Origin of the sequence: Bacillus sp. R86525 (assembly GCF_042466195.1) — a bacterium.
Lineage (GTDB): Bacteria > Bacillota > Bacilli > Bacillales > Bacillaceae_G > Bacillus_A > Bacillus_A nitratireducens.
The window spans coordinates 4,906,256-4,927,659 of record NZ_JAXHPX010000007.1 but is presented as its reverse complement, the minus strand read 5'-3'; the positions used below and the strand labels follow the sequence as shown (position 1 = coordinate 4,927,659).

At 35.3% G+C, this 21,404-nt stretch carries 19 protein-coding genes; 14 read left to right on the top strand and 5 right to left on the bottom strand.

Annotated features, from left to right (window positions below):
* Positions 1 to 34: 34 nt before the first annotated feature.
* Both SJY24_RS28045 and SJY24_RS28040 read right to left on the bottom strand, forming a co-directional pair.
* Complete coding sequence (locus tag SJY24_RS28045) at positions 35 to 238, bottom strand: hypothetical protein (RefSeq protein ID WP_377866985.1); 204 nt, start codon at positions 236 to 238, stop codon at positions 35 to 37.
* 82 nt (positions 239 to 320) lie between these two features.
* Entirely contained in the window at positions 321 to 1,724 is a 1,404-nt protein-coding gene (locus tag SJY24_RS28040) for a sigma-54 interaction domain-containing protein (protein ID WP_377866984.1), read from the bottom strand.
* Between the two features lie 302 nt (positions 1,725 to 2,026).
* Here SJY24_RS28040 and SJY24_RS28035 point away from each other — a divergent pair, with 302 nt between their 5' ends.
* The 3 genes from SJY24_RS28035 (at position 2,027) to SJY24_RS28025 (ending at position 5,327) form a co-directional block, all read left to right on the top strand.
* Positions 2,027 to 2,281 (top strand): biotin/lipoyl attachment domain-containing protein, encoded by a 255-nt coding sequence (locus SJY24_RS28035; RefSeq protein ID WP_000859494.1) that lies wholly within the window; start codon positions 2,027 to 2,029, stop codon positions 2,279 to 2,281.
* 105 nt (positions 2,282 to 2,386) lie between these two features.
* Positions 2,387 to 3,826 carry an amino acid permease gene (locus tag SJY24_RS28030; RefSeq protein WP_377866982.1) on the top strand — a complete coding sequence of 480 codons (1,440 nt, stop codon included), beginning with the start codon at positions 2,387 to 2,389 and terminating at the stop codon, positions 3,824 to 3,826.
* Positions 3,827 to 4,052: 226 nt separating this feature from the next.
* The gene (locus SJY24_RS28025) at positions 4,053 to 5,327 is read left to right on the top strand and encodes an acetylornithine deacetylase (protein ID WP_377866981.1); all 1,275 of its coding nucleotides are present in this window, start codon (positions 4,053 to 4,055) and stop codon (positions 5,325 to 5,327) included.
* Positions 5,328 to 5,429: 102 nt separating this feature from the next.
* Here the strand turns inward: SJY24_RS28025 and SJY24_RS28020 are convergent, their stop codons facing one another.
* Positions 5,430 to 6,083 carry a helix-turn-helix domain-containing protein gene (locus SJY24_RS28020; protein ID WP_377866980.1) on the bottom strand — a complete coding sequence of 218 codons (654 nt, stop codon included), beginning with the start codon at positions 6,081 to 6,083 and terminating at the stop codon, positions 5,430 to 5,432.
* Between the two features lie 129 nt (positions 6,084 to 6,212).
* Between SJY24_RS28020 and ytaF the strand changes: the two genes are divergently transcribed.
* On the top strand, positions 6,213 to 6,824 hold the full coding sequence (gene ytaF, locus SJY24_RS28015) for a sporulation membrane protein YtaF (protein ID WP_377866979.1): 612 nt from the start codon (positions 6,213 to 6,215) through the stop codon (positions 6,822 to 6,824).
* Positions 6,825 to 6,982: 158 nt separating this feature from the next.
* On the opposite strand, the gene SJY24_RS28010 is transcribed toward ytaF, so the two are convergent.
* Both SJY24_RS28010 and glsA read right to left on the bottom strand, forming a co-directional pair.
* Positions 6,983 to 7,324 (bottom strand): DUF3969 family protein, encoded by a 342-nt coding sequence (locus tag SJY24_RS28010; protein ID WP_000766602.1) that lies wholly within the window; start codon positions 7,322 to 7,324, stop codon positions 6,983 to 6,985.
* 176 nt (positions 7,325 to 7,500) lie between these two features.
* Positions 7,501 to 8,430 (bottom strand): glutaminase A, encoded by a 930-nt coding sequence (gene glsA, locus SJY24_RS28005; RefSeq protein ID WP_377866978.1) that lies wholly within the window; start codon positions 8,428 to 8,430, stop codon positions 7,501 to 7,503.
* Positions 8,431 to 8,754: 324 nt separating this feature from the next.
* Between glsA and nagE the strand changes: the two genes are divergently transcribed.
* The 10 genes from nagE (at position 8,755) to pflA (ending at position 21,256) form a co-directional block, all read left to right on the top strand.
* Positions 8,755 to 10,248 (top strand): N-acetylglucosamine-specific PTS transporter subunit IIBC, encoded by a 1,494-nt coding sequence (nagE, locus tag SJY24_RS28000; protein ID WP_377866977.1) that lies wholly within the window; start codon positions 8,755 to 8,757, stop codon positions 10,246 to 10,248.
* A gap of 264 nt (positions 10,249 to 10,512) precedes the next feature.
* Positions 10,513 to 11,763: a serine hydrolase domain-containing protein gene (locus SJY24_RS27995; RefSeq protein ID WP_377866976.1), complete on the top strand. Its 1,251-nt coding sequence runs from the start codon at positions 10,513 to 10,515 to the stop codon at positions 11,761 to 11,763.
* 192 nt (positions 11,764 to 11,955) lie between these two features.
* Positions 11,956 to 12,357 carry an LSm family protein gene (locus SJY24_RS27990; protein WP_000335528.1) on the top strand — a complete coding sequence of 134 codons (402 nt, stop codon included), beginning with the start codon at positions 11,956 to 11,958 and terminating at the stop codon, positions 12,355 to 12,357.
* 16 nt (positions 12,358 to 12,373) lie between these two features.
* Positions 12,374 to 12,568, top strand: a complete 195-nt coding sequence (locus SJY24_RS27985) for a hypothetical protein (protein WP_000899471.1) — start codon at positions 12,374 to 12,376, stop codon at positions 12,566 to 12,568.
* A 13-nt stretch (positions 12,569 to 12,581) separates the two neighbouring features.
* Positions 12,582 to 14,129, top strand: a complete 1,548-nt coding sequence (locus SJY24_RS27980; protein ID WP_377866974.1) for a glycosyltransferase family 2 protein — start codon at positions 12,582 to 12,584, stop codon at positions 14,127 to 14,129.
* Positions 14,119 to 15,363 carry a nucleotide sugar dehydrogenase gene (locus tag SJY24_RS27975; protein WP_377866973.1) on the top strand — a complete coding sequence of 415 codons (1,245 nt, stop codon included), beginning with the start codon at positions 14,119 to 14,121 and terminating at the stop codon, positions 15,361 to 15,363. The genes SJY24_RS27980 and SJY24_RS27975 overlap by 11 nt, the downstream gene beginning before the upstream one ends.
* Positions 15,360 to 16,325 carry an NAD-dependent epimerase/dehydratase family protein gene (locus tag SJY24_RS27970; RefSeq protein ID WP_377866972.1) on the top strand — a complete coding sequence of 322 codons (966 nt, stop codon included), beginning with the start codon at positions 15,360 to 15,362 and terminating at the stop codon, positions 16,323 to 16,325. Before SJY24_RS27975 ends, SJY24_RS27970 begins: the two co-directional genes overlap by 4 nt.
* Positions 16,318 to 17,865 (top strand): glycosyltransferase family 2 protein, encoded by a 1,548-nt coding sequence (locus SJY24_RS27965; RefSeq protein WP_377866971.1) that lies wholly within the window; start codon positions 16,318 to 16,320, stop codon positions 17,863 to 17,865. Before SJY24_RS27970 ends, SJY24_RS27965 begins: the two co-directional genes overlap by 8 nt.
* Before the next feature lie 339 nt (positions 17,866 to 18,204).
* A complete protein-coding gene (gene pflB, locus SJY24_RS27960; protein WP_377866970.1) occupies positions 18,205 to 20,454 on the top strand; it encodes a formate C-acetyltransferase in 2,250 nt (749 codons plus the stop codon).
* Positions 20,455 to 20,524: 70 nt separating this feature from the next.
* Positions 20,525 to 21,256, top strand: coding sequence for a pyruvate formate-lyase-activating protein (gene pflA / locus SJY24_RS27955; protein WP_000238462.1), 732 nt, complete (start codon positions 20,525 to 20,527; stop codon positions 21,254 to 21,256).
* The last annotated feature ends 148 nt before the right edge of the window (positions 21,257 to 21,404 follow it).

Genomic DNA, 21,404 nt, shown 5'->3' with positions numbered 1-21,404 from the left:
AGCTGATAAGGCTCGATTTTTTTACACTCTGAAATTAAGAAGATTTCTCTTTCTTTATACGTAGCTTCAAACTCCAAAAAGCAGCAAGCATAATAGCCGCAAAGGAGCCGCTAATTGTTCCTAAGAGCTTTGCATAAGGAGAGCTGCTCATATCAGCATTAATGAATAACATCATACATAGAACGGCAGGAAGAAGGTATAAGTATTGTAATAACTTTAATTTTTTATCATTACTCATATATATATCGCCCCTTTCTAGCATGTTATATGTTTATTATAACAAAGTTTTCCATTTATTTACACTTAGTAGTGTTTTCATTTTATATGTGTAAATGCAGTTTTTTAATTCGATATTGTAAGTTTTGTCTACTTAATCCTAAAAACTTTGCAGCTTGTGAGATATTACCGTGATATTCTTTTAGAATTTGATTGATGTAGTTCTTCTCCATTGTCTCTATTGTGTGCTTTAACGTTTTAGGTGCATCAGCATCGTTATTAGTTAGGGAAGGTTGCATATTGAATTCTTTTTTTATTTGTTCACGAAAGCGAGTGGGAAGATGAAACGCTGTAATGATATTTTCATCTTCTATTAAGTTCATTGAACCTTCTATTATATGTTCCAATTCTCGTACATTTCCGGGCCAATCGTGTGCATAAAAGAATTCTCTTACATTAACATCTACATCGGTTACGCCGAGCCCGAATTGAATATTGTACTTTTCGATAAAGTGCTGAACAAGAGCTGGAATATCTTCTTTTCGTTCCCGTAAAGGTGGAAGACATAAAGTAACGACGCTTAATCGGTAATATAAATCCTCTCTTAACCGATTGTGTGCAATAGCTTCAAGAGGGTCTTCATTAATAGTTGCTATAATACGAACATCAATTTCTTTTTCTTGTGCGCCCCCGATTCTTCGTATTGTTTTTTCTTGTATAGCCCGTAGTAACTTAGCTTGAAGCGCTGGGCTTAATGAGTTGATTTCATCTAACAACAATGTCCCGCCATTTGCTTCTTCAAATAAACCAGATTTATCTATTGCTCCTGTAAAGGCACCCCGATTCGTACCAAATAATAAGCTTTCCATTAGGGTATCAGGTATAGCAGCACAGTTTTGTGAAATAAATGGTTTTGTTGAACGCTGACTTTCATTATGGATACTTTGTGCAAATAACTCTTTGCCAGTCCCTGTTTCTCCTACAAGAAGTATAGATGAGGATGTACGAATTACCCTCTTTCCTTCTGCAATAATTGATTGAATGGCTCCAGAATCACCAATTATGTGGTCAAAGGTGAATTTAGTATTTTGTTTTCGAGAAGGACTCATTCTTATTGGTTGTTTTAAGTGACTAATCTCTTTTGAAATTTCAATAGCGCCTTTAATTTTTCCATTTTCTATTATAGGGAAAGTATCGTTAATCGTCGTAATTTCTTGCCCTTTATTGTTAAAATACGTTTGTTTTATATTTTTTTTGGTTTTTCCAAATTTTAATGCCTCTATAAGAGTACTATTTTTATTTTCTTCAAATGCAAATACCTCTAAAGGACTTTTATATAGCACATCTAAGCGGTCCGTTGATTCAATTTCCATCATTTTGCGGTTATAGATAATCGTTTTACTTTCCTCATTAATAATATGAATCCCGATATCGAGTTCATTGAGTAAAGCTTCATATAGCGCATTCATTTCAGTAATTTGTTTAAAATTAATTTCTTCTGTATGCATGTATTCATCTTCTCCTCGTTTTACCCTATGAAGACTGACTTTTTATAATTTTATTAAAATTCTCATAAAATCGCAAAATTTTTTTGCTATTTTCTTTTAAAACTTTTCAAACGATAGAAAAATTTTGCGGTTATGTAGATTTTTTTGTGCGAAATCTTAATTTTGATATAGATATTGAGGTTGGTACGTATCTTGCATAAATAATAATTGAAATCTTTAAATTGAAGGAGTGGGTGAATTAGAACTTTTCATAGGGTATGCGACATTTCAGTGCAAATTAATTAAGAGGAGGAATTTATTAAGTGAAGACGGTTATAGAAGGCGTGTATAGTCCTTGTTACGGAAAAGTAGAGAAATTATTTGTTACTGAAAGTTCTTACGTATATGAGTGGGAGAAATTAGCGTTAATTGAAACGATAGATAAGCAGAAAGTAGAAATTAAGGTAGGAATCAGTGGTTATATTGAATCATTAGAAGTAGTAGAAGGACAAGCTATCGCTGATCAAAAACTATTAATAACGGTGAGGGATGATCTTTTAATAACAGGAAGTGATTAATAGAAGTAATATGTATTTTGCACTTTTTAATAATTATTTTTACTATGAATAATTTTAAAAACGCTTACATTAAATGGGTTTGCAAAGTGAAAAGGGGGGAGTTATATGATGGATCAAAACCAAGGATTAAAAAGAGAATTGAAAAGTCGGCACATATTTATGATTGCACTCGGAGGGGTTATTGGTACTGGGCTTTTTTTAGGATCCAGTTATACAATTCATGAAGCTGGACCTGGAGGAGCGATTGCAGCGTATCTTGTCGGTGGATTTGTTATGTATTTAACGATGCTCTGTCTTGGAGAGTTAGCGGTTGCGATGCCTGATGCAGGATCGTATCAAACATATGCTACAAAACATATTTCACCTGCAGCGGGTTATGTAGTGGGATGGATGTCGTGGCTAAACTGGACGGCTACGATAGGCATTGAATTAATTGCAGTTAGTATATTAATGAAACGTTGGTTTCCAGATGTATCATCATGGATTTGGTGTGTAGTGTTTGCCGTATTGCTCTTTGTTATTAATGCGTTATCTTCAAGAAGTTTTGCGGAGGTTGAATTCTGGTTTGCAAGTATTAAAGTAATTACAATTATTGCATTTATCATTTTAGGCGGGGCAGCAATGTTTGGTTTTCTAGATATGAAAGGAAATGAACCAGCACCGATGTTTTCTAGCTTTACTGATTATGGTGGATTGTTTCCAAATGGATTATCAGCAATTTTAATTACGATGATTGCAGTTAATTTTTCCTTCCAAGGAACAGAACTAGTTGGTATTGCAGCTGGTGAGAGTGAAAATCCAGAGAAAACGATCCCGAAGGCAATTAATAATACAGTTTGGCGCATACTTGTTTTCTTTGTACTATCTATTTTTATTCTTGCGGGACTATTTCCTTGGCAGCAAGCAGGCGTAATAGAAAGTCCATTCGTAGTTGTATTTGATAAAATTGGTATTCCTTATGCGGCTGATATTATAAATTTTGTTATTATTACAGCGGTACTATCAGTTGCGAATTCAGGATTATATGCAACTTCCCGTATGCTATGGTCGATGTCTAATCAAGGAATGATTAGCCCGATTTTTAGTAAGTTATCTAAAAACGGTGTTCCTATTTATGCATTGATTGTAAGTACAATTGTAGGTTGTCTCTCATTATTATCAGGTATTTATGCGGAAGATACAGTTTATTTATGGCTTCTTTCAATTGCAGGGTTTGGAGCGATATTAGTTTGGGCATCGATCGCTCTATCTAATCTATTAGCTAGAAGGACATACGTGAAGCAAGGTGGGGATATTAAAGACTTGAAATTTAAAACGCCATTGTATCCATTCGTACCACTGCTTGCTTTAGTATTAAATTTAACAGTAATTGTAGCTATGGCTTTTATTCCAGAACAAAGAATGGCATTGTATTGTGGTATTCCATTTATGATAGTTTGTTTACTGTTTTATCGTGTTACCAAAAATAAAAGAAGTAAAGTAGAACTTATTGAAAAGACAAATACAACCGAATTAGAAAGTTTATCTCGAATTAACGGGCAGTAAAACTCCCACCTCAAAATTCGGCTGGAGCAAAGAAGTTAGGTGGGAGTCGGGCTGCCCGTAAACACCCAATTGGTCATGACTGATAATTAGTGGGGATGAACACCTCCACTAATTATAGTTTCACTTTATAATATTGATTAATTTGGAGACTGTAAGATTGTAAACAGTCTCTTTTTTTGTGAAAATAAAGCTGGAAACATACTACGTATGCAAAGGGGAATTAGCAATGAATCAAGAAGTTTCACAGCTATTAGAACAGATTGATTTACGAAAAGAGGAGCTACTAGAACTTACAAAAACTTTAATTCGTTTTGAAACACCAGCACCGCCGGCGAGAAATACAAATGAGGCGCAAGAATTTGTTGCAGAGTTTCTAAAAGAACGAAGTTTTAGTATTGATAAATGGGATGTATATCCAAATGATCCGAATGTTGTTGGGATAAAAAAAGGGACGGAAAGTGAGTTATATAAAAGTCTTATTATTAATGGCCATATGGATGTAGCTGAAGTGTCGGTAGATGAGGCGTGGGAAACAAATCCGTTTGAGCCGTTTATAAAAGATGGTTGGTTAGTTGGGAGAGGCGCGGCAGATATGAAAGGAGGACTAGCTGGAGCCTTATTTGCAATTCAGCTTTTAGAAGAAGCGGGAATTGAATTGCCGGGTGATTTAATGTTTCAATCGGTAATTGGAGAAGAAGTAGGAGAAGCAGGAACACTTCAATGTTGTAAACGTGGTTATGATGCTGATTTTGCAGTCGTAGTGGATACGAGCAATTTACATATGCAAGGACAGGGGGGCGTAATTACTGGATGGATTACTGTGAAAAGCCCGCAAACGTTTCATGATGCAACACGTAGACAAATGATCCATGCTGGAGGACGTCTATTTGGAGCGAGTGCAATTGAAAAAATGATGAAAATTGTGCAAAGCTTACAAGAACTAGAGCGGCACTGGGCAGTCATGAAAACATATGAAGGCTATCCATCTGGAACAACAACAATTAATCCAGCTGTTATTGAAGGCGGCCGGCATGCAGCGTTTATTGCGGATGAGTGCCGATTGTGGATAACAGTACACTTTTATCCAAACGAAACGCATGAACAAGTAATAGAAGAAATAGAAGCGTATATAAGAAAAGTGGCAGCGGCCGATCCGTGGTTAAGTGAAAATCCACCACAATTTAAGTGGGGCGGAGAATCAATGATTGTGGATCGTGGCGAAATTTTTCCTTCTTTAGAAGTAGATAGCGAACACGTTGCTGTAAAAACTCTTAGTTCAGTACATGAATCTATTCTATCTAAAAATGCAATTTTAGATATGTCTGCAACGGTAACTGATGGTGGTTGGTTTAGTGAGTTTCACATTCCAGCGATTATTTATGGACCAGGTACACTAGAAGAAGCGCATTCTGTAAATGAGAAAGTTGAAGTTGAACAGTTAATTGAATTTACAAAAGTGATAACGGCGTTCATATATGAATGGTGTCATAGGAAAAAATAGATTGGTATATTGGAATCGTACGGGTATGTATACTTGTACGATTTTTTAGTGCACTACTTCAGAGTTGAACATAAACAACAACTGAAATAGTTTTTTACTTTTCTATGTTTTGCGTCTTATTTCAATCAATTTCTCTTTCGCTAATTCAACGGCAATTGCATCATCTAAATAGCCAATTGGAAAGAGGTAATCAGGGATAATATCTGTCGATAAAATGAAATAAAGTAATGCGCCTCCCAGAACTGCACGTTCTTCTTTTGAAATGGTTTCATTGCAAAATTGTTGATACATATCTGTTAATTGCTCAATGAAAGGACCAGCACTATCAATTTGCTCTAACTTGCTTGAGAAACTTTCATGAATACGTTTTTCCCCTTCTGTTGTTTGAGCATAGCGTTCATAATTTTCAAGTTCTTGTTTTACGCGAGTTGTTGTGTAATCGAAATCGAATAAGTTTGAGGATTGCAGCGTTTGCTGAATTGTATCAAGAGATGTGTACATATCCGTCTTTTCTTTATTTATGTGCGGAGAATTAGGATACATTTCATCAAATAACAATTGAGGTGGAACTTGAAGGCATTCTGCAAATTTTTGTAGATGTTTTTGTTTTGGCGGTTGTTTGCCATTCATAATTCTTGAGATTGTTGCGGGATCAATATTTGTAAGCATTCCTAGTTGGCGCATGGATAAGGCACGTTCTTTTAAAAGTTTTTTTATTAATATACCGAGCCGATCATTTGGGTTTTCTTTAGGCATAGTGAAGGCACTCCTTTTTATTGTTGAAAAAATATTGAGCATTTATTACAAGTATATGAAACAGACAGGCACAGTTGCTCAACATTTTCATAATATGCATTGAAAAGTGAGAAAAAGGGGTGAATGTTGATGAGTACAGCAGGTTTATTTTCAATTTTTTTAATCGGGATTGCTTCTAATTTAGATAATGCAGGTGTTGGGATTGCATATGGCATTCGTAAAATTCGAATTTCATGGTTTAACAATTTTATCATTGCATTCTTTGGATTTTTATTTACTTTATTAGCTGGATTTTTTGGGAATTGGATCGCACTATTTATTTCGGAGTTTACAGCAAACCTTATTGGGGCAATTGTTTTAGGGATAATCGGAGTGTTTATTTTATGTCAGCCTTTCTTGAGTAAAAAAGAAACTATAGAATCTAAAGATGGTAGTGTACTTATGGGGATTTTACGTGATCCAGAAAAAGCAGATTTTGATGGATCTAAAACAATTAGTTTTTCTGAAGCTATCATTTTAGGGGTGGCATTATCTATTAATAATATTGCAGGTGGCTTTGATGCTGGAGTAACAAATTTAAACCTATGGCTTACGGCATGCATTTCTGGGGTGTTTAGTTTTATTTGCATTAGTGGTTTTGCGTATGTAGGAAAACGATTTTTAGCTGAACACTTAGGGAAATGGGCTACTGTTATTGCGGGCGTACTATTAATTCTTATTGGGATAGATCAGTTATTGTAACATACAATGTTCGAGCATTTCCTCGGAAATACTCGAATGAATTACATATATCGACATCGGATATTTTCTTCTTTAAATATAAAGTAGATATCGTATAAAAGTACATTATGTATGAATATTTGTTAATAAACATTAAAAGCACCTACATAGGTGCTTTTTTAACGTATATCTTCAATTAATTGTTCCGATTCTTCATGCATACTGTACTCACTTAATACTTGGATACAAAGCCACTTTAATTCTTCGATAGTATGCTCAAGTTCTTCAGGAAGCACATGATGAATGTCTTCAAGTCCCATTCCGAAATGAATAAGCTCTAGTACTTGATCATCGATGTTCCGATCCATTAATAATTCAAGCACTTCTAAATTGAATATGTATCGGTGAGCTTCATCGAGTGAAACCACTTTTAACTTCAAGCTTTCTACAATACTCAATATAAAAAGAAGAATTGTTTTTTCAAGAACAGGTTGTTTTTCCATTTGAAATATCAGTTTCATCTTTTACACCTCCACATATAGCGTTAGGTTGTACTATATTATTCAGGAGGGGGGAGCAAATATGCATAATAAAGCGAAACTTTCATTATTGTTTTTGTTTTGTTATTAATGATTGGTGAAACTAAATTTTTCATGAAATAAAAAATCCTGCTAGTATAGCAGGATAACTTCCGAAATTAAAATATACTCCAGCCTTCTTGGGCAGAAAGTAATTCAAGAATTTTAAAACCAGCGATACTATTTCCGTTTGCATCTAAAGCGGGTCCGAAAATGCCGATTCCCATTTCGCCTTTTACGCAGCCGAAAATACCGCCCGCTACACCACTTTTTGCAGGGATTCCAACGCGAATTGCAAATTCACCAGATTCATTATACATCCCGCAAGTAACCATAAATGTTTTACAAATTTTTGTAATATGTTTAGGGATAATTTGTTTTTTCTTGTATGGATCGTAGCCATCCATTGCAAAAATTAAACCAATACGTGCTAAATCGATACAGTTTACTTCAACTGCACATTGACGAGTGTATAAATCCATAAGTTCTTCAATGTCACAATCGATAATGCCGTTTTGTTTCATATAGTAACAAAGTGAACGGTTTAAGTAAGCAGTCTCTAATTCTGAATTGGCAACTTTAGAAGAATAGTTAATTGTAGGATTATCTGTTATTTCACGTACAAAATGAAGAATACGCTCCATTTTTTCTTCGTTATTTTTTCCTGCTAACATGCTTGTAATAGCTAGTGCACCTGCATTAATCATTGGATTAAGAGGTTTGGAAGAACTTGTCGTTTCTAACTTAATAATAGAATTAAAAGGGTCACCAGTTGGCTCCATTCCAACTTTAGAAAATACATACTCTTCACCACGATCTAAAAGGGCAAGTGCAAGTGTAATTACTTTGGAAATACTTTGAAGAGTAAATAGTGTTTGTGAGTTGCCAGCATGGATATATTCTGTATCTTTATGGAAAATGGCAATCCCTAAATCATCTGGATTTGCATTTCCTAGTTCGGGGATATAAGTAGCAAGTTTTCCTTTTTTCGTATATGGTCTTACTTGTTCTAACAACTGTTGTAAGTTGTTTGTTTCAATGCACTGCATAGTACCAACGCTCCTATTTCGAATTAACTAAGTTTACTTTTCCCGATATGCTCGGAAATAAATAATAACATGAAAAAGTGGAATGATAAAACGAAAGTTACATGTTATATCGTGGGTCTTTCGTTTTAAGTATTCTGTATTAAAAAAGGAGAATTTTCCTTTTATATAACAGTTTGGAAATAGGAGATTTATCCATAAAAAATTCAAAAATAAAAACTACACATCTATACAACTATATGTTATTATGATTATGTAATAGAAAGCGTTTTCTAAAGCGTACTTATAATGATAACGATTTCATAAATTGAATTAGGGGGAATTAAAATGTTGCAGTTTTTACAACGTATTGGTAAAGCATTAATGCTTCCAATCGCAGTACTACCAGCAGCAGGATTATTGCTTCGTCTAGGACAAGAAGACGTATTAAACATTCCTGTTATGGCACAGGCCGGTGCAGCAATTTTTGATAATTTAGCACTTATTTTTGCAATCGGTGTTGCAATCGGTTTATCTGTTGACGGTAGTGGTGCAGCTGGTCTTGCAGGTGCAATTGGTTATTTAGTTATGAAGAATACAACTAATGCTTTAAGTGTTACTTACTCAACAGCAGAACTAAACGATAAATTAAAAAGTGTTCAAGATTTAGTCGGTTCAGTAGATCCAACTAAATTAGCGGATACAATGAATAAAATTTCAAAAGCAGCGGCGTTAACGCCAAAAATAAATATGGCCATACTCGGTGGTATTATTGCTGGGGTTATCGCTGGATTACTATACAATAAATTCCATAAGATTAAACTACCAGAATGGTTAGGATTCTTTGCTGGAAAACGTTTCGTACCAATCATTACTTCTATTGTAATGCTTCTGTTAGGATTAGTATTCGGTCAAATTTGGCCAACAATCCAAACTGGTATTGATGCAGTATCACACGGTATCGTAAACTTAGGTTCAATCGGTGCAGGGTTATTCGGATTATTAAACCGTTTATTAATTCCAATCGGTTTACACCACGTAATGAACACATACTTCTGGTTCGTACTTGGTGACTTTACAAACGCAGCTGGTGATATCGTTCATGGTGATATTGCACGCTTCTTTGCAAAAGACCCATCAGCAGGTATGTTTATGACTGGTTTCTTCCCAGTTATGATGTTCGGTTTACCAGCAGCGTGTTTCGCAATGATTGCGGCTGCTAAACCAGAGAAGCGTAAAATGGTTACAGGTATGTTAGGTGGTCTAGCATTAACTTCATTCTTAACTGGTATTACAGAGCCAATTGAATTCTCATTCATGTTCTTATCACCAGTATTATATGGTGTGCATGCAGTATTAACAGGTCTTTCTTTATTCATAACAACATCACTTGGCATTCATGATGGTTTCACATTTAGTGCTGGTGCTATTGATTATGTTATCAACTTTGGTATTGCAACAAAACCTGTATTATTAGCAGGTATCGGTTTAATTTATGCAGCAATTTACTTTGCAGTATTCTACTTCTTAATTAAGAAGTTCAACTTGAAAACTCCAGGTCGTGAAGATGACGATGAGTTAGTTGAAGATGGTGAGGCACCAGTTGCAGGTTCAATTGGTGAAACTTACGTAGCAGCTTTAGGCGGAAAAGACAACTTAACAGTTATTGATAACTGTGCAACGCGTTTACGCTTACAAGTGAAAGATGCAGGTTTAGTAAATGAACCAGCATTAAAACGTGCGGGTGCAAAAGGTGTTATGAAATTAAGTGACACAAGTGTACAAGTTATCGTAGGTACAAATGTTGAATCTGTTGCCGATGATATGAAAAAACACGTATAAATAGTTAGATAAGAGGATATCCAAAAAGATTGATAACAACAATCTTTTACAGGATATCCTCTTTTATTATGTTGAAATTTCAAAGGGAATCTTACTTTTGTAAATTTTCTTTTTCTTTTTTATACATATAGGTTGGTAATATGTTCAGCGCGTGATAAAGTAGGGATGACATAGAATGGAGTGTCTATAATCTACTGAAATAGTTTGGAGAAAGTCTTGTGTAGATGAATTAAATTATCGGTAAATAAGGGGAAAAAGGTAATCATGGATCAGGAAAGAAATACTGTTAATGGGAAAGCGCGTCGTCCGATTGTATACATAAAAAGAACAATCATTCTCGTCCTACTATTTTCACTTGTATATTTCATGTATACAAAAATTGTTGCGCATAATAAAAAAGAGGAAACTTTAAAAGCAGCAGCAGAAATGAAGAAGCAAGAAGAGATAAAAAAGCAAGAAGAAATGAAAAGACAAGAAGCTGAAAAACAAAGAAAACAAAAAGAACAGGAAGAACAGATAAAGCAGGCGCAAGTTATAGAGAAACCTGCTGAAGGACCGCCTCGAGAAATTAATGAAAACGCTCAATTGGATCAATATTTACAAAACGCAGGATTTAGTGGAACAGCTGTTATTGTGAAGAACGGAAAAGTTCTTTTGAATAAAGGATACGGTATGGCGAACAAAGAGAAGCAAGTACCGAATAATTCAGAAACGACCTTTTATATTGGCTCTATTTCAAAAGCATTTGTAGCGACTGCTATTATGCAACTCAAAGATCAAAATAAATTACAAGTAGAGGATACAGTTGCAAAGTATATTCCAGACTTTCCTCAAGGTAATAGCATTCAGTTAAAACATCTATTAACACATACATCAGGCATTCCGGAATATGAGCAGGGAAAAGAGGATATTTCTCATGAAGAACTGATAAAGCGGATAGGAAATCAAAAGCGTATCGGGGGTCCAGGAGAGAAATGGAAGTATTCCGATTCGAACTACTCTATACTTGCTTACATTGCTGAGAAGGTGAGTGGACAACCATTAGAAGAATATATTAAACAACATATTTTTGCGACTGCTGGTATGAAACATTCTGGTTTTGGTACAGCGTTAGAACAAACAAGATTCCCATCAACGGGTTATAAAATAGTAAATAATAATATGACAACACCTAACATTCCGAGCATGTCACAACTATATGGTTGTGGTGATATATATACGAGCGCGCATGATTTATATTTATTTAATGAAGCGCTATTCTCTGGAAAATTAATTTCAAAAGAGAGTTATAATCAAATGTTTACTGCCGTCAAAAAAGATTACGGATTTGGCTGGTATGTAGACCCAGGCAGTTATTCAAATCATGGTGTAATGCCAGGTTGGAATTGCTTAAATGGATTTAGTAAAAATGGCAGTGTATATGTTGTTTTATTATCTAATATTCAAAATAACATTAAATCGTTTGGTAAAGTAAATAACGATATTTATACGATGTTGCGAAATATTGAAGTGTAAAAGACTATCCCTTTTGGATAGTCTTTTTTGTATTGAGAAAATATATCCCCGATTATTAATTAATGTAATACAAAAATAATGAATATGTTCTAGAAAATGTATGTCTTACCTATCACAAAAAAAGCCGCTTTGTATACATTAAGATGTATGGATGTATTTTTTATATTTTAAAAATAATAGGAGGAGAAGTGTATGTGTCTATTCAGAAAATATTGGCATAAATTATCCCGATTGTTTAATAGGCAATTAGATTATTTTTTAGATAACAAACTACTGCCTGCTGTGGAACGGCTTTTATTTTCACAAAACTTTGCGAAATTTATTCAAAGAAATTCTAAGAAAGCTACGGAAGAGTTTATTGAATCAAGTCAATTTCAATCGATTATTTGTAACATTTTAAAAGAATGTAATACATCACCTTTTAAAGAGATTGCAAAGCAATATTTGGGTAAAAACGTCGAAATTACTGTGACGGTTGGGCAGTTAACAGGTGTTATTGTAGCAGTTGGCGACGATTTCTTAACACTGCAAGAGGGGATAGGAACTGAAGTTTTATTACCATTTACAAGTATTATATCAATTAAAGAAGTGTAAGAAAGGAGACTTATATATGTTATTTACTGATGAACTGCGTAACCATGTTGGTGAGTTAGTGCAAGTTGTGACAGCTGTAGAAATTGTTGCAGGCATTCTTTTATCTGTGACAGACGGGGCGGTAAGTGTTCGTACTTCTCCTTCTTATGGACCACCGGAAGACGTAATTGTGCGTACTCCTATTATTGCTTATGTTCGTTTGGAAGGGTAAGCGTGATATAAGTATGAGAGTATCAGTTGTTATTCCGGCGCATAATGAAGCAAGTACTTTATCTCAAGTTTTAGTAGAAGTGGAGAAGCTCGAACCATATGAAATTATCGTAGTAGATAATGGATCGACAGATGGGACGAAAGAAATAGCAATACAACATCATTGCCATGTGATTTATTATAAACATTCTCTTGGCAATGATGTGGGACGGGCAATTGGAGCAAGAGAAGCAAAAGGTGAAATTGTTTTGTTTTTAGATGGTGACATCGTTATTGAGAGTAAAGAGTTACAACGTTTCGTGAAAGGAATTCGGCAGGGGCATCAAATTGTTGTGAATAATTTAACATGGTCGGTTTATTTAAAGATGAGACCACATTATACGACAGTTGGAAAATTCATGTTGAATCGTTATTTGAATAAAAAAGAGCTTGTTGTCGGATCTTTAATCGCAATTCCACATGCGATGAGTAGAGAAGTTATCGAGAGGCTTGGATGGTGGAATTTAGCAGATCCAGCATTATTTCAAGCGATGGCGATGTCTAGAGGAGTAGATATTGTTGATATGGCTTCGGTCGATGTAATTCACACAAATAAGGTTCGTCCTGTGCATACTGGTACATCACCTGGTTCTCCTTATCCGAAAGCGACTAGTCGTATTATGGGTGATCATTTACGTGCTTTGCAATATGTAATCGAAACATATGGTAAACGTGGCGGTTTTTCGGAGGGAAACAGGGATAGAGAGTTTATAGGGAAGTATAAACCAATTTTATTACAAAAGGAAAAAGCGAAATATAGTGCGATTATACCAGTGTCAGAAGAAAAAATGACTATAAAATCCGTTATACAAGAAGTGAAAAAAGCGGGTGTAGATGAAATTATAGTTGTTGCGAATGGAGCAGATGGTGAGACGATTAAACAAGCAAAGCTAGAGAATGTCATTGTTGTTGAATTTGGGAAGGCGCTTGGACATAATGTAGCGCGAGCGATAGGGGCTATGCATGCTACAGCTGATATTTGTTTATTTGTTGATGGGGATTTTGCTATTCCGGCAAAAAAACTAATTCCATTTTTGCATGCTATTGAAGACGGGAATGATATGGCGTTAAATGATTTGCAATGTTTGTTAGATATGTTTCACCCGGCAGATCCAATTAGTATGGGGAAATATTTCGTGAATTTGGTAGCAAAACGACCAGATTTATGGAGCAACTCGTTAACGGCAGTACCACATGCTATGCGTAAAAAGGTAATAGAGAAAATTGGGTATGATTCTCTTATCATTCCACCATTAGCTCAAATGAAAGCTATTTTAGAAGAATGCTCTATTACAGCAGTGGAATTTGTAGATGTTATAAAAACAAATCGGGTACGTCCAGAGCAACACGGTTTTGTAAACGGACGAATTCCTGCATTCGATCGTATTTTCGGAGATCAGCTTGAGGCGATTGCTTATTTATTACAATATACGGACGAACGCGGAGGTTTTACAGATGGAGAGCGGGATAGAGATATAATTCAACAATTGAGAAAGGAAGAAGAAAATATAGATGGATGCTAGTAGTAAAGTAACTATTATTGGATTAGGATATGTTGGCCTTCCTTTGGCTGTCCTTTTTGCAGAAAGGGGACATGCTGTACTTGGATTAGATAAAGATACTAGGAAGATAGAATTAATAATCAAAGGAGAAAGTTATATTCCTGATGTTTCTTCTAACGTATTACAAAATTTATTAAACGAGAGAAAATTAATAGTAAATACACCAGATAAAGGTGTTACGGAGTTCCAAAATAGTGAGTATGTTATTGTGACTGTGCCAACACCAATTAATGAGAATAAAGAACCCGATTTAAGTGCCCTCGTTTCAGCCTCTTATTATATACAACAACACCTTCAAAAAGGACAAACCTTCATTTTTGAAAGCTCCACATATCCAGGTACACTGGAGGAAGTTATCATTCCTATTATTTCTCAAACAGGTAAAAAGGTAGGAGAAGATTATTATATTGGGTATTCTCCAGAGCGAATTGATCCAGCGAATAGCCAGTATTCAGTCGAAACAATTCCAAAAGTTATTAGTGGACAAACCGAGCAGTGTAAACAAAAAGTACAGGATTTGTATAGCACTATATTTGATGTAGTCGTTCCAGTTAGCTCTCCGAAAGTAGCCGAGATGTGTAAGTTATTTGAAAATATTCAGCGCTTAGTTAATATTTCATTAGTAAATGAGTTAAATATACTTTGTGAAAGTTTGAATATTAATTTTTATGAGGCGCTTGAAGCTGCATCTACAAAACCGTTTGGATTTACTCCGTATTGGCCAGGACCAGGAATAGGGGGACATTGTATCCCGGTAGATCCTTTGTATTTTCAATGGAGAATAAGAAAGGCTGGAGCAATTAGTCAATTAATTGAGGCAGCGCATGTAATTAATGAAGAAATGCCAGAGAAAATAGTTAAAAAAGTAAAAGGTAGGGTGCAATCACCAGCAACGGTTTTAATTGTAGGGATTGCATATAAGAAAGATGTAAATGATTTGAGAGAATCACCAGCGTTGCCAATTATTCAATTATTAATAAAAGAAGGATACAAGATAGAATATCATGATCCGTATATTTCTAAAGCGAAAATTGGAGATACACTATATCAATCCGTTCCATTAGATGAACAAAGAATTAAACAAGCGGATTGTATTTTAATTGTAACGGATCACTCTAATATCGATTGGAATCTATTTAAAGGAATTGAGCGATTAATAGATACACGTGGAATTATAAAGAAGGTGAGTGTATGAGTAAAAAATGTTTAATTACAGGTGGCGCAGGATTTATTGGATCGCATTTGGCTGAAGAATTGGTGAAAAGAGGTTATGGAGTCACGATTGTGGATAACTTCTATAAAGGGAAAAATAAATATCATGATGAGTTAATGAAAGAGATTCCAGTTATTTCAATCAGTGTTTTAGATAAAAAGGCAATCGATGAATTAGTAAATCAACATGATGTAGTATTCCATTTAGCGGCAATATTAGGTGTTAAAACGACAATGGAAAAAAGTATAGAGCTTATTGAAACAAATTTTGATGGGACAAGAAACATTTTGCAAGCAGCGTTAAAAGGGAAGAAGAAAGTAGTATTTGCATCTACTTCTGAAGTATATGGAAAGGGAGAGCCGCCATTCTCTGAAGAAGGAGATCGTTTATACGGTGCAACTTCTAAAATACGCTGGAGTTATGCAGTTTGTAAAACGTTAGAAGAGACATTATGTTTAGGATACGCATTAGAAGGTTTACCTGTAACGATTGTTCGTTATTTTAATATTTATGGTCCAAGAGCGAAAGATGGTCCGTATGCAGGAGTAATACCACGATTTATTCGTGCGGCTTTGCAAGGTGATGATATTCTCGTGTATGGAGATGGAAAGCAGACACGTTGCTTTACGTATGTAAGTGATGCGGTCGAGGCAACGATTCGGGCAATGGATGAGAAGATAGATGGTGAGATTATTAATATAGGTTCTGAGAATGAAAAAAATATTAAAGAAGTAGCAGAAGTAATCAAAAAACTAACGAATACTTCTTCGAAAATTGTACAGGTTCCTTTTGAAGAAGTATACCCACATGGTTTTGAGGAAATTCCAAATAGAAGACCAGACGTAACAAAATTAAGAGAACTTGCTCAATTTCAAGCGACAGTAACGTGGGAACAAGGATTGAAAGAAACTATTAAATGGTTTCGTGAAGAAAACAATGGCTAAGTCGTTATCAGTTATTATTCCGGTATGTAATGAAGTGGATACGATTTCAGATGTGGTTCAATCGATAAAACCATTGAATCCAGTAGAGATTATTGTAGTAGCAAATGGTTGTAATGATGGCACAGAAGCGATTGCTGAGAGTTTAGGATGTACTGTAATCCAGTATAAAGAGTCACTTGGTAACGACGTTGGACGTGCAGTTGGTGCGAAACATGCGATAGGTGATGTATTACTGTTTGTAGATGGTGATTTTGCTATTCAAACTTCAAAATTACAATTATTCCTTAATCCGATTTTGCATGATCAGGCGGATATCGCTTTAAATAATTTGGACGCATTATTTTTAAAGAATCAAAAACCACATTCTATTACAGTATGGCGCCAAATATTAAATGCAATGTTAGAGCGCGAAGAATTAAAAATTGATTCTTTATTATCTGTACCCCATGCGTTGACGAAAGAAGTCGTCCAAAGTATTGGATATGAATGTTTTGTTAATCCTATTGTGGCTCATTTACGCTTAGCACAAAGTAAATGGAAAATTAGTCGTCATTGTGCAATTGACGTTATTACGCCGAATAAATTTCGTCCACTCGAGCATGCTGCATATGGCACGGATCTTTCTCAATCTGAAAAACGAATGATAGGTGATCATATAGAAGCTGTAGCAGAGCGGATAGTAGGCAGCGATGAGCGCGGAGGATATTATGATGGAAATAGGAAAAGAGAGAGTGTCTATCATACTTTAAATTTTGAAGAATTTTATCAAGGATGGGGAGTTACATCTAATTTGTATAAAGGAGAGCAATTATCGGTAATTATTCCTGTACAAGATGAAGAGAAAACAATTGGGAACGTTATAGAAGAGCTTCGTAAAATTGAACCTTTTGAAATCATCGTTGTTGTAAATGGTTCGTCCGATAAAACGGCAACAATTGCAAAAGACAAGGGAGCAACAACAATTGTATATAAAGAAGCACTTGGAAACGATGTGGGGCGTTCGCTTGGAACTTATTTTGCAAAAGGAGAAATTGTGTTATTTATAGACGGCGATTTTGTTATTCCAGCTAGTGAGCTATATCTCTTTGCAAAAGCAATTGCAGATGGAACAGATGTCGCATTAAATGATTTAAACCATTATTTAGATTTGAGAGTACCACTGCATCTTGTAACTGCATTTAAATATGCATTAAATTTAGCTTGTGATCGAAAAGATTTAGGAGTAGGCTCTCTTATTGCTGTACCTAATGCGTTTAGCCGGACGTGTTTGAAATCAATTGGGTATAGATCGTTACTGTCACCTTGCGTAGCGCAAGTGAAAGCTATTCTTTCAGGATTCGAAATCGCATGTGTAAGTCGTGTTGAGGTCGATAAGATGAACCGTATTCGTCCCAGTGAACATTTTGCAAAAATAGGTCATCCTCCAGCTGTCCTTCGAATTATAGGTGATCATATAGAAGGGTTAGAGCAATTAATTGGATTAAAGGGTAGTCGTGGTGGATTCTATGATGGGAATAGAAAAAGAGATGTTTTAGAGTAGTAACAAAAAAAGTGTACAACGTATGTACACTTTTTTGCTCTGTTATAAAAACTATAACAGATTAGGAGATAAGAGTATTACAGCTCTACAATGGGTATCGTTCTTATATTACAAAATAGGACTCATATATAAGAATACCAAAAAAATACAATTAAAGAAAGGGTTAATTATAAAGACTTTTAAACGAAGTTAACACTACGAATATAGTAGTTTGTTCAACATTTCACAAACATGTCACAACTATTTCGTCCACTTCCGAAAAAAAGTAGTATTCTAAGTGTGTAAGCTGTTATATAAAAAAACGTAGTCCTGTACTAATCAAAAATGGAGGAGATTAGGATGACTCAAGTATTAGAAAATGTAAAAAACGCGTGGGAAAACTTTAAAGGTGAAAAATGGAAAGCAGAGATTGATGTTCGCGATTTCATTTTAAATAATGTAAACGTTTACGAGGGAGAAGACTCTTTCTTAGCGGAAGCAACTGAAGAAACGAAAAAACTTTGGGATCAAGTAATGGATTTAACAACAAAGGAACGTGAAAACGGTGGCGTTCTTGATATGGATACAAAAATTGTTTCTTCTATTACATCACATGACCCAGGATATTTAAATAAAGATATTGAAAAAGTGGTCGGTTTCCAAACTGATAAACCATTTAAACGTTCTTTACAACCATATGGTGGTATTCGTATGGCGGAACAAGCTTGTGAAGCGTATGGATATGAAATGGATAAAGAACTTAGCAGTATTTTCAGAGACTGGCGTAAAACTCATAATCAAGGTGTATTTGATGCATACACACCAGAAATGAAAGCGGCTCGTAAGTCAGGTGTTATTACTGGTCTTCCAGATGCATATGGACGTGGACGTATTATCGGTGACTATCGCCGCGTAGCATTGTACGGTATAGATCGTTTAATTGAAGCGAAAAAAGCTGATTTTAATTTAACTGGTGGTGTAATGAGCGAAGATACAATGCGTTTACGCGAAGAATTATCTGAGCAAATGCGTGCACTTCAAGAATTAAAACAGATGGCTGCTTCTCATGGATTCGATATTTCTAAGCCAGCTACAAATGCACAAGAGGCTTTCCAATGGTTATACTTTGCTTATCTTGCAGCAATTAAAGAGCAAAACGGGGCAGCAATGAGTCTTGGACGTACATCTACATTCCTAGATGTTTACATTGAAAGAGATTTAGCAAATGGTACTTTAACAGAAGAAGCAGCACAAGAAATTGTGGATCACTTCATTATGAAATTACGTCTTGTGAAATTCGCAAGAACACCTGATTACAATGAACTATTCTCTGGAGATCCAACTTGGGTAACTGAATCTATCGGTGGTATGGCTTTAGACGGTCGTCCGTTAGTAACAAAAAACTCATTCCGTTTCTTGCATACATTAGATAATTTAGGACCAGCTCCAGAACCAAACTTAACAGTTCTTTGGTCTAAACAATTACCAGAGAACTTTAAAAACTACTGTGCGAAAATGTCTATTAAAACATCAGCAATTCAATATGAAAATGATGACATTATGCGTCCTGATTACGGCGATGACTACGGTATTGCCTGTTGCGTATCCGCAATGAGAATTGGTAAACAAATGCAGTTCTTCGGAGCGCGTGCAAACTTAGCAAAAGCATTACTATATGCGGTTAACGGCGGTAAAGATGAAAAGTCAAAAGCGCAAGTTGGTCCTGAATACGCACCAATTACTTCTGAAGTATTAGATTATGAAGAAGTTATGCGTAAATTCGATATGACAATGGAATGGTTAGCTGGTCTATACTTAAATACATTAAACGTAATTCACTATATGCACGATAAATATAGCTATGAACGTATTGAAATGGCACTTCATGATACAAATGTTCTTCGTACAATGGCAACAGGTATCGCTGGATTATCTGTAGTAGCAGACTCTTTAAGTGCAATTAAATACGCAAAAGTAAAACCAATTCGTGATGAAAATGGTATTGCAGTTGATTTCGAAATTGACGGAGATTTCCCTAAATACGGTAACAATGATGACCGTGTAGATGAAATCGCAGTAAATCTTGTGAAAACATTTATGAACAAGATTCGCAAACATAAAACATACAGAAATTCTGTTCATACAATGTCAATCTTAACAATCACATCTAACGTTGTATATGGTAAGAAAACTGGTAACACTCCAGATGGCCGTCGTACTGGAGAACCATTTGCACCGGGTGCAAACCCAATGCATGGCCGTGATACAAAAGGTGCATTAGCGTCACTATTATCTGTAGCTAAATTACCATATGAAGATGCACAAGATGGTATTTCTAATACATTCTCTATCATTCCAAAAGCACTTGGTAAAGAAGATGATGTACAAGTACGCAACTTAGTATCTATGCTTGATGGATATGCAATAAAAGAAGGACATCACTTAAATATTAACGTATTTAATCGTGAAACATTAATGGATGCAATGGAGCACCCTGAAAAATATCCACAATTAACAATTCGTGTATCTGGCTACGCTGTTAACTTTATTAAATTAACTCGTGAACAACAAATTGATGTAATTAACCGTACAATGCATGAAAGCATGTAAGTGAAAAAAAGTGTCCCTCCGCTTTTAATATATAGCGGAGGGAGGCTGTTTCAATAAAGGAGGAAGTAACATGGTAAAAGGAAGAATACATTCTGTAGAGTCTTGTGGTACTGTTGATGGCCCAGGGATTCGTTATGTCATATTTACACAAGGGTGTTTATTACGCTGTCAATATTGTCATAATGCTGATACGTGGGAAATCGGTAAAGGTAAAGAAATAACAGTTGAAGAAGTGATGCAGGATGTGACATGTTACCTTCCATTTATTGAAGCTTCTGGAGGCGGTATAACAGTTAGCGGTGGAGAGCCACTATTACAGCTAGACTTCTTAATTGAGTTGTTTAAAAAGTGTAAAGAAGCTGGTATCCATACAACGATCGATTCTTCTGGCGGTTGTTATTCTGAAGAGCCAGAATTCCAAAATAAGCTAGATATTTTAATGGATTATACAGATTTAGTTTTATTGGATTTGAAGCATATTGATTCAAAGAAACATCGTAAATTAACAGGGAAACCAAATGAACACATTTTACAATTTGCTCGTTATTTATCGGATAAAAAGAAACCAATTTGGGTAAGACATGTATTGGTTCCTGGTGTTACCGATGGTGAAGAGGATCTGCAAAAATTATCAAGCTTTATTCAAAGTCTATCGAATGTTAAGAAAGTGGAAGTGTTACCATACCATAAACTCGGTGTTTATAAATGGGAGGCACTTGGACATAAGTATCCACTTGCGGATGTGAATCCACCGACAGAAGAAAATGTTGAGCATGCGAAACATATTTTAAAAGCAGTCTAATCCAAATATTGGATTAGACTTTTTGTTTCTTTATCCCTCTATTTGTGGAAAGTAAACGTCCACTGATTATTAGCCTTCACTTTATAATAAAATCTAGAGTATATATTCGGAACCGAGTATACTGAAGAGAGAATATCCATATTTTTGT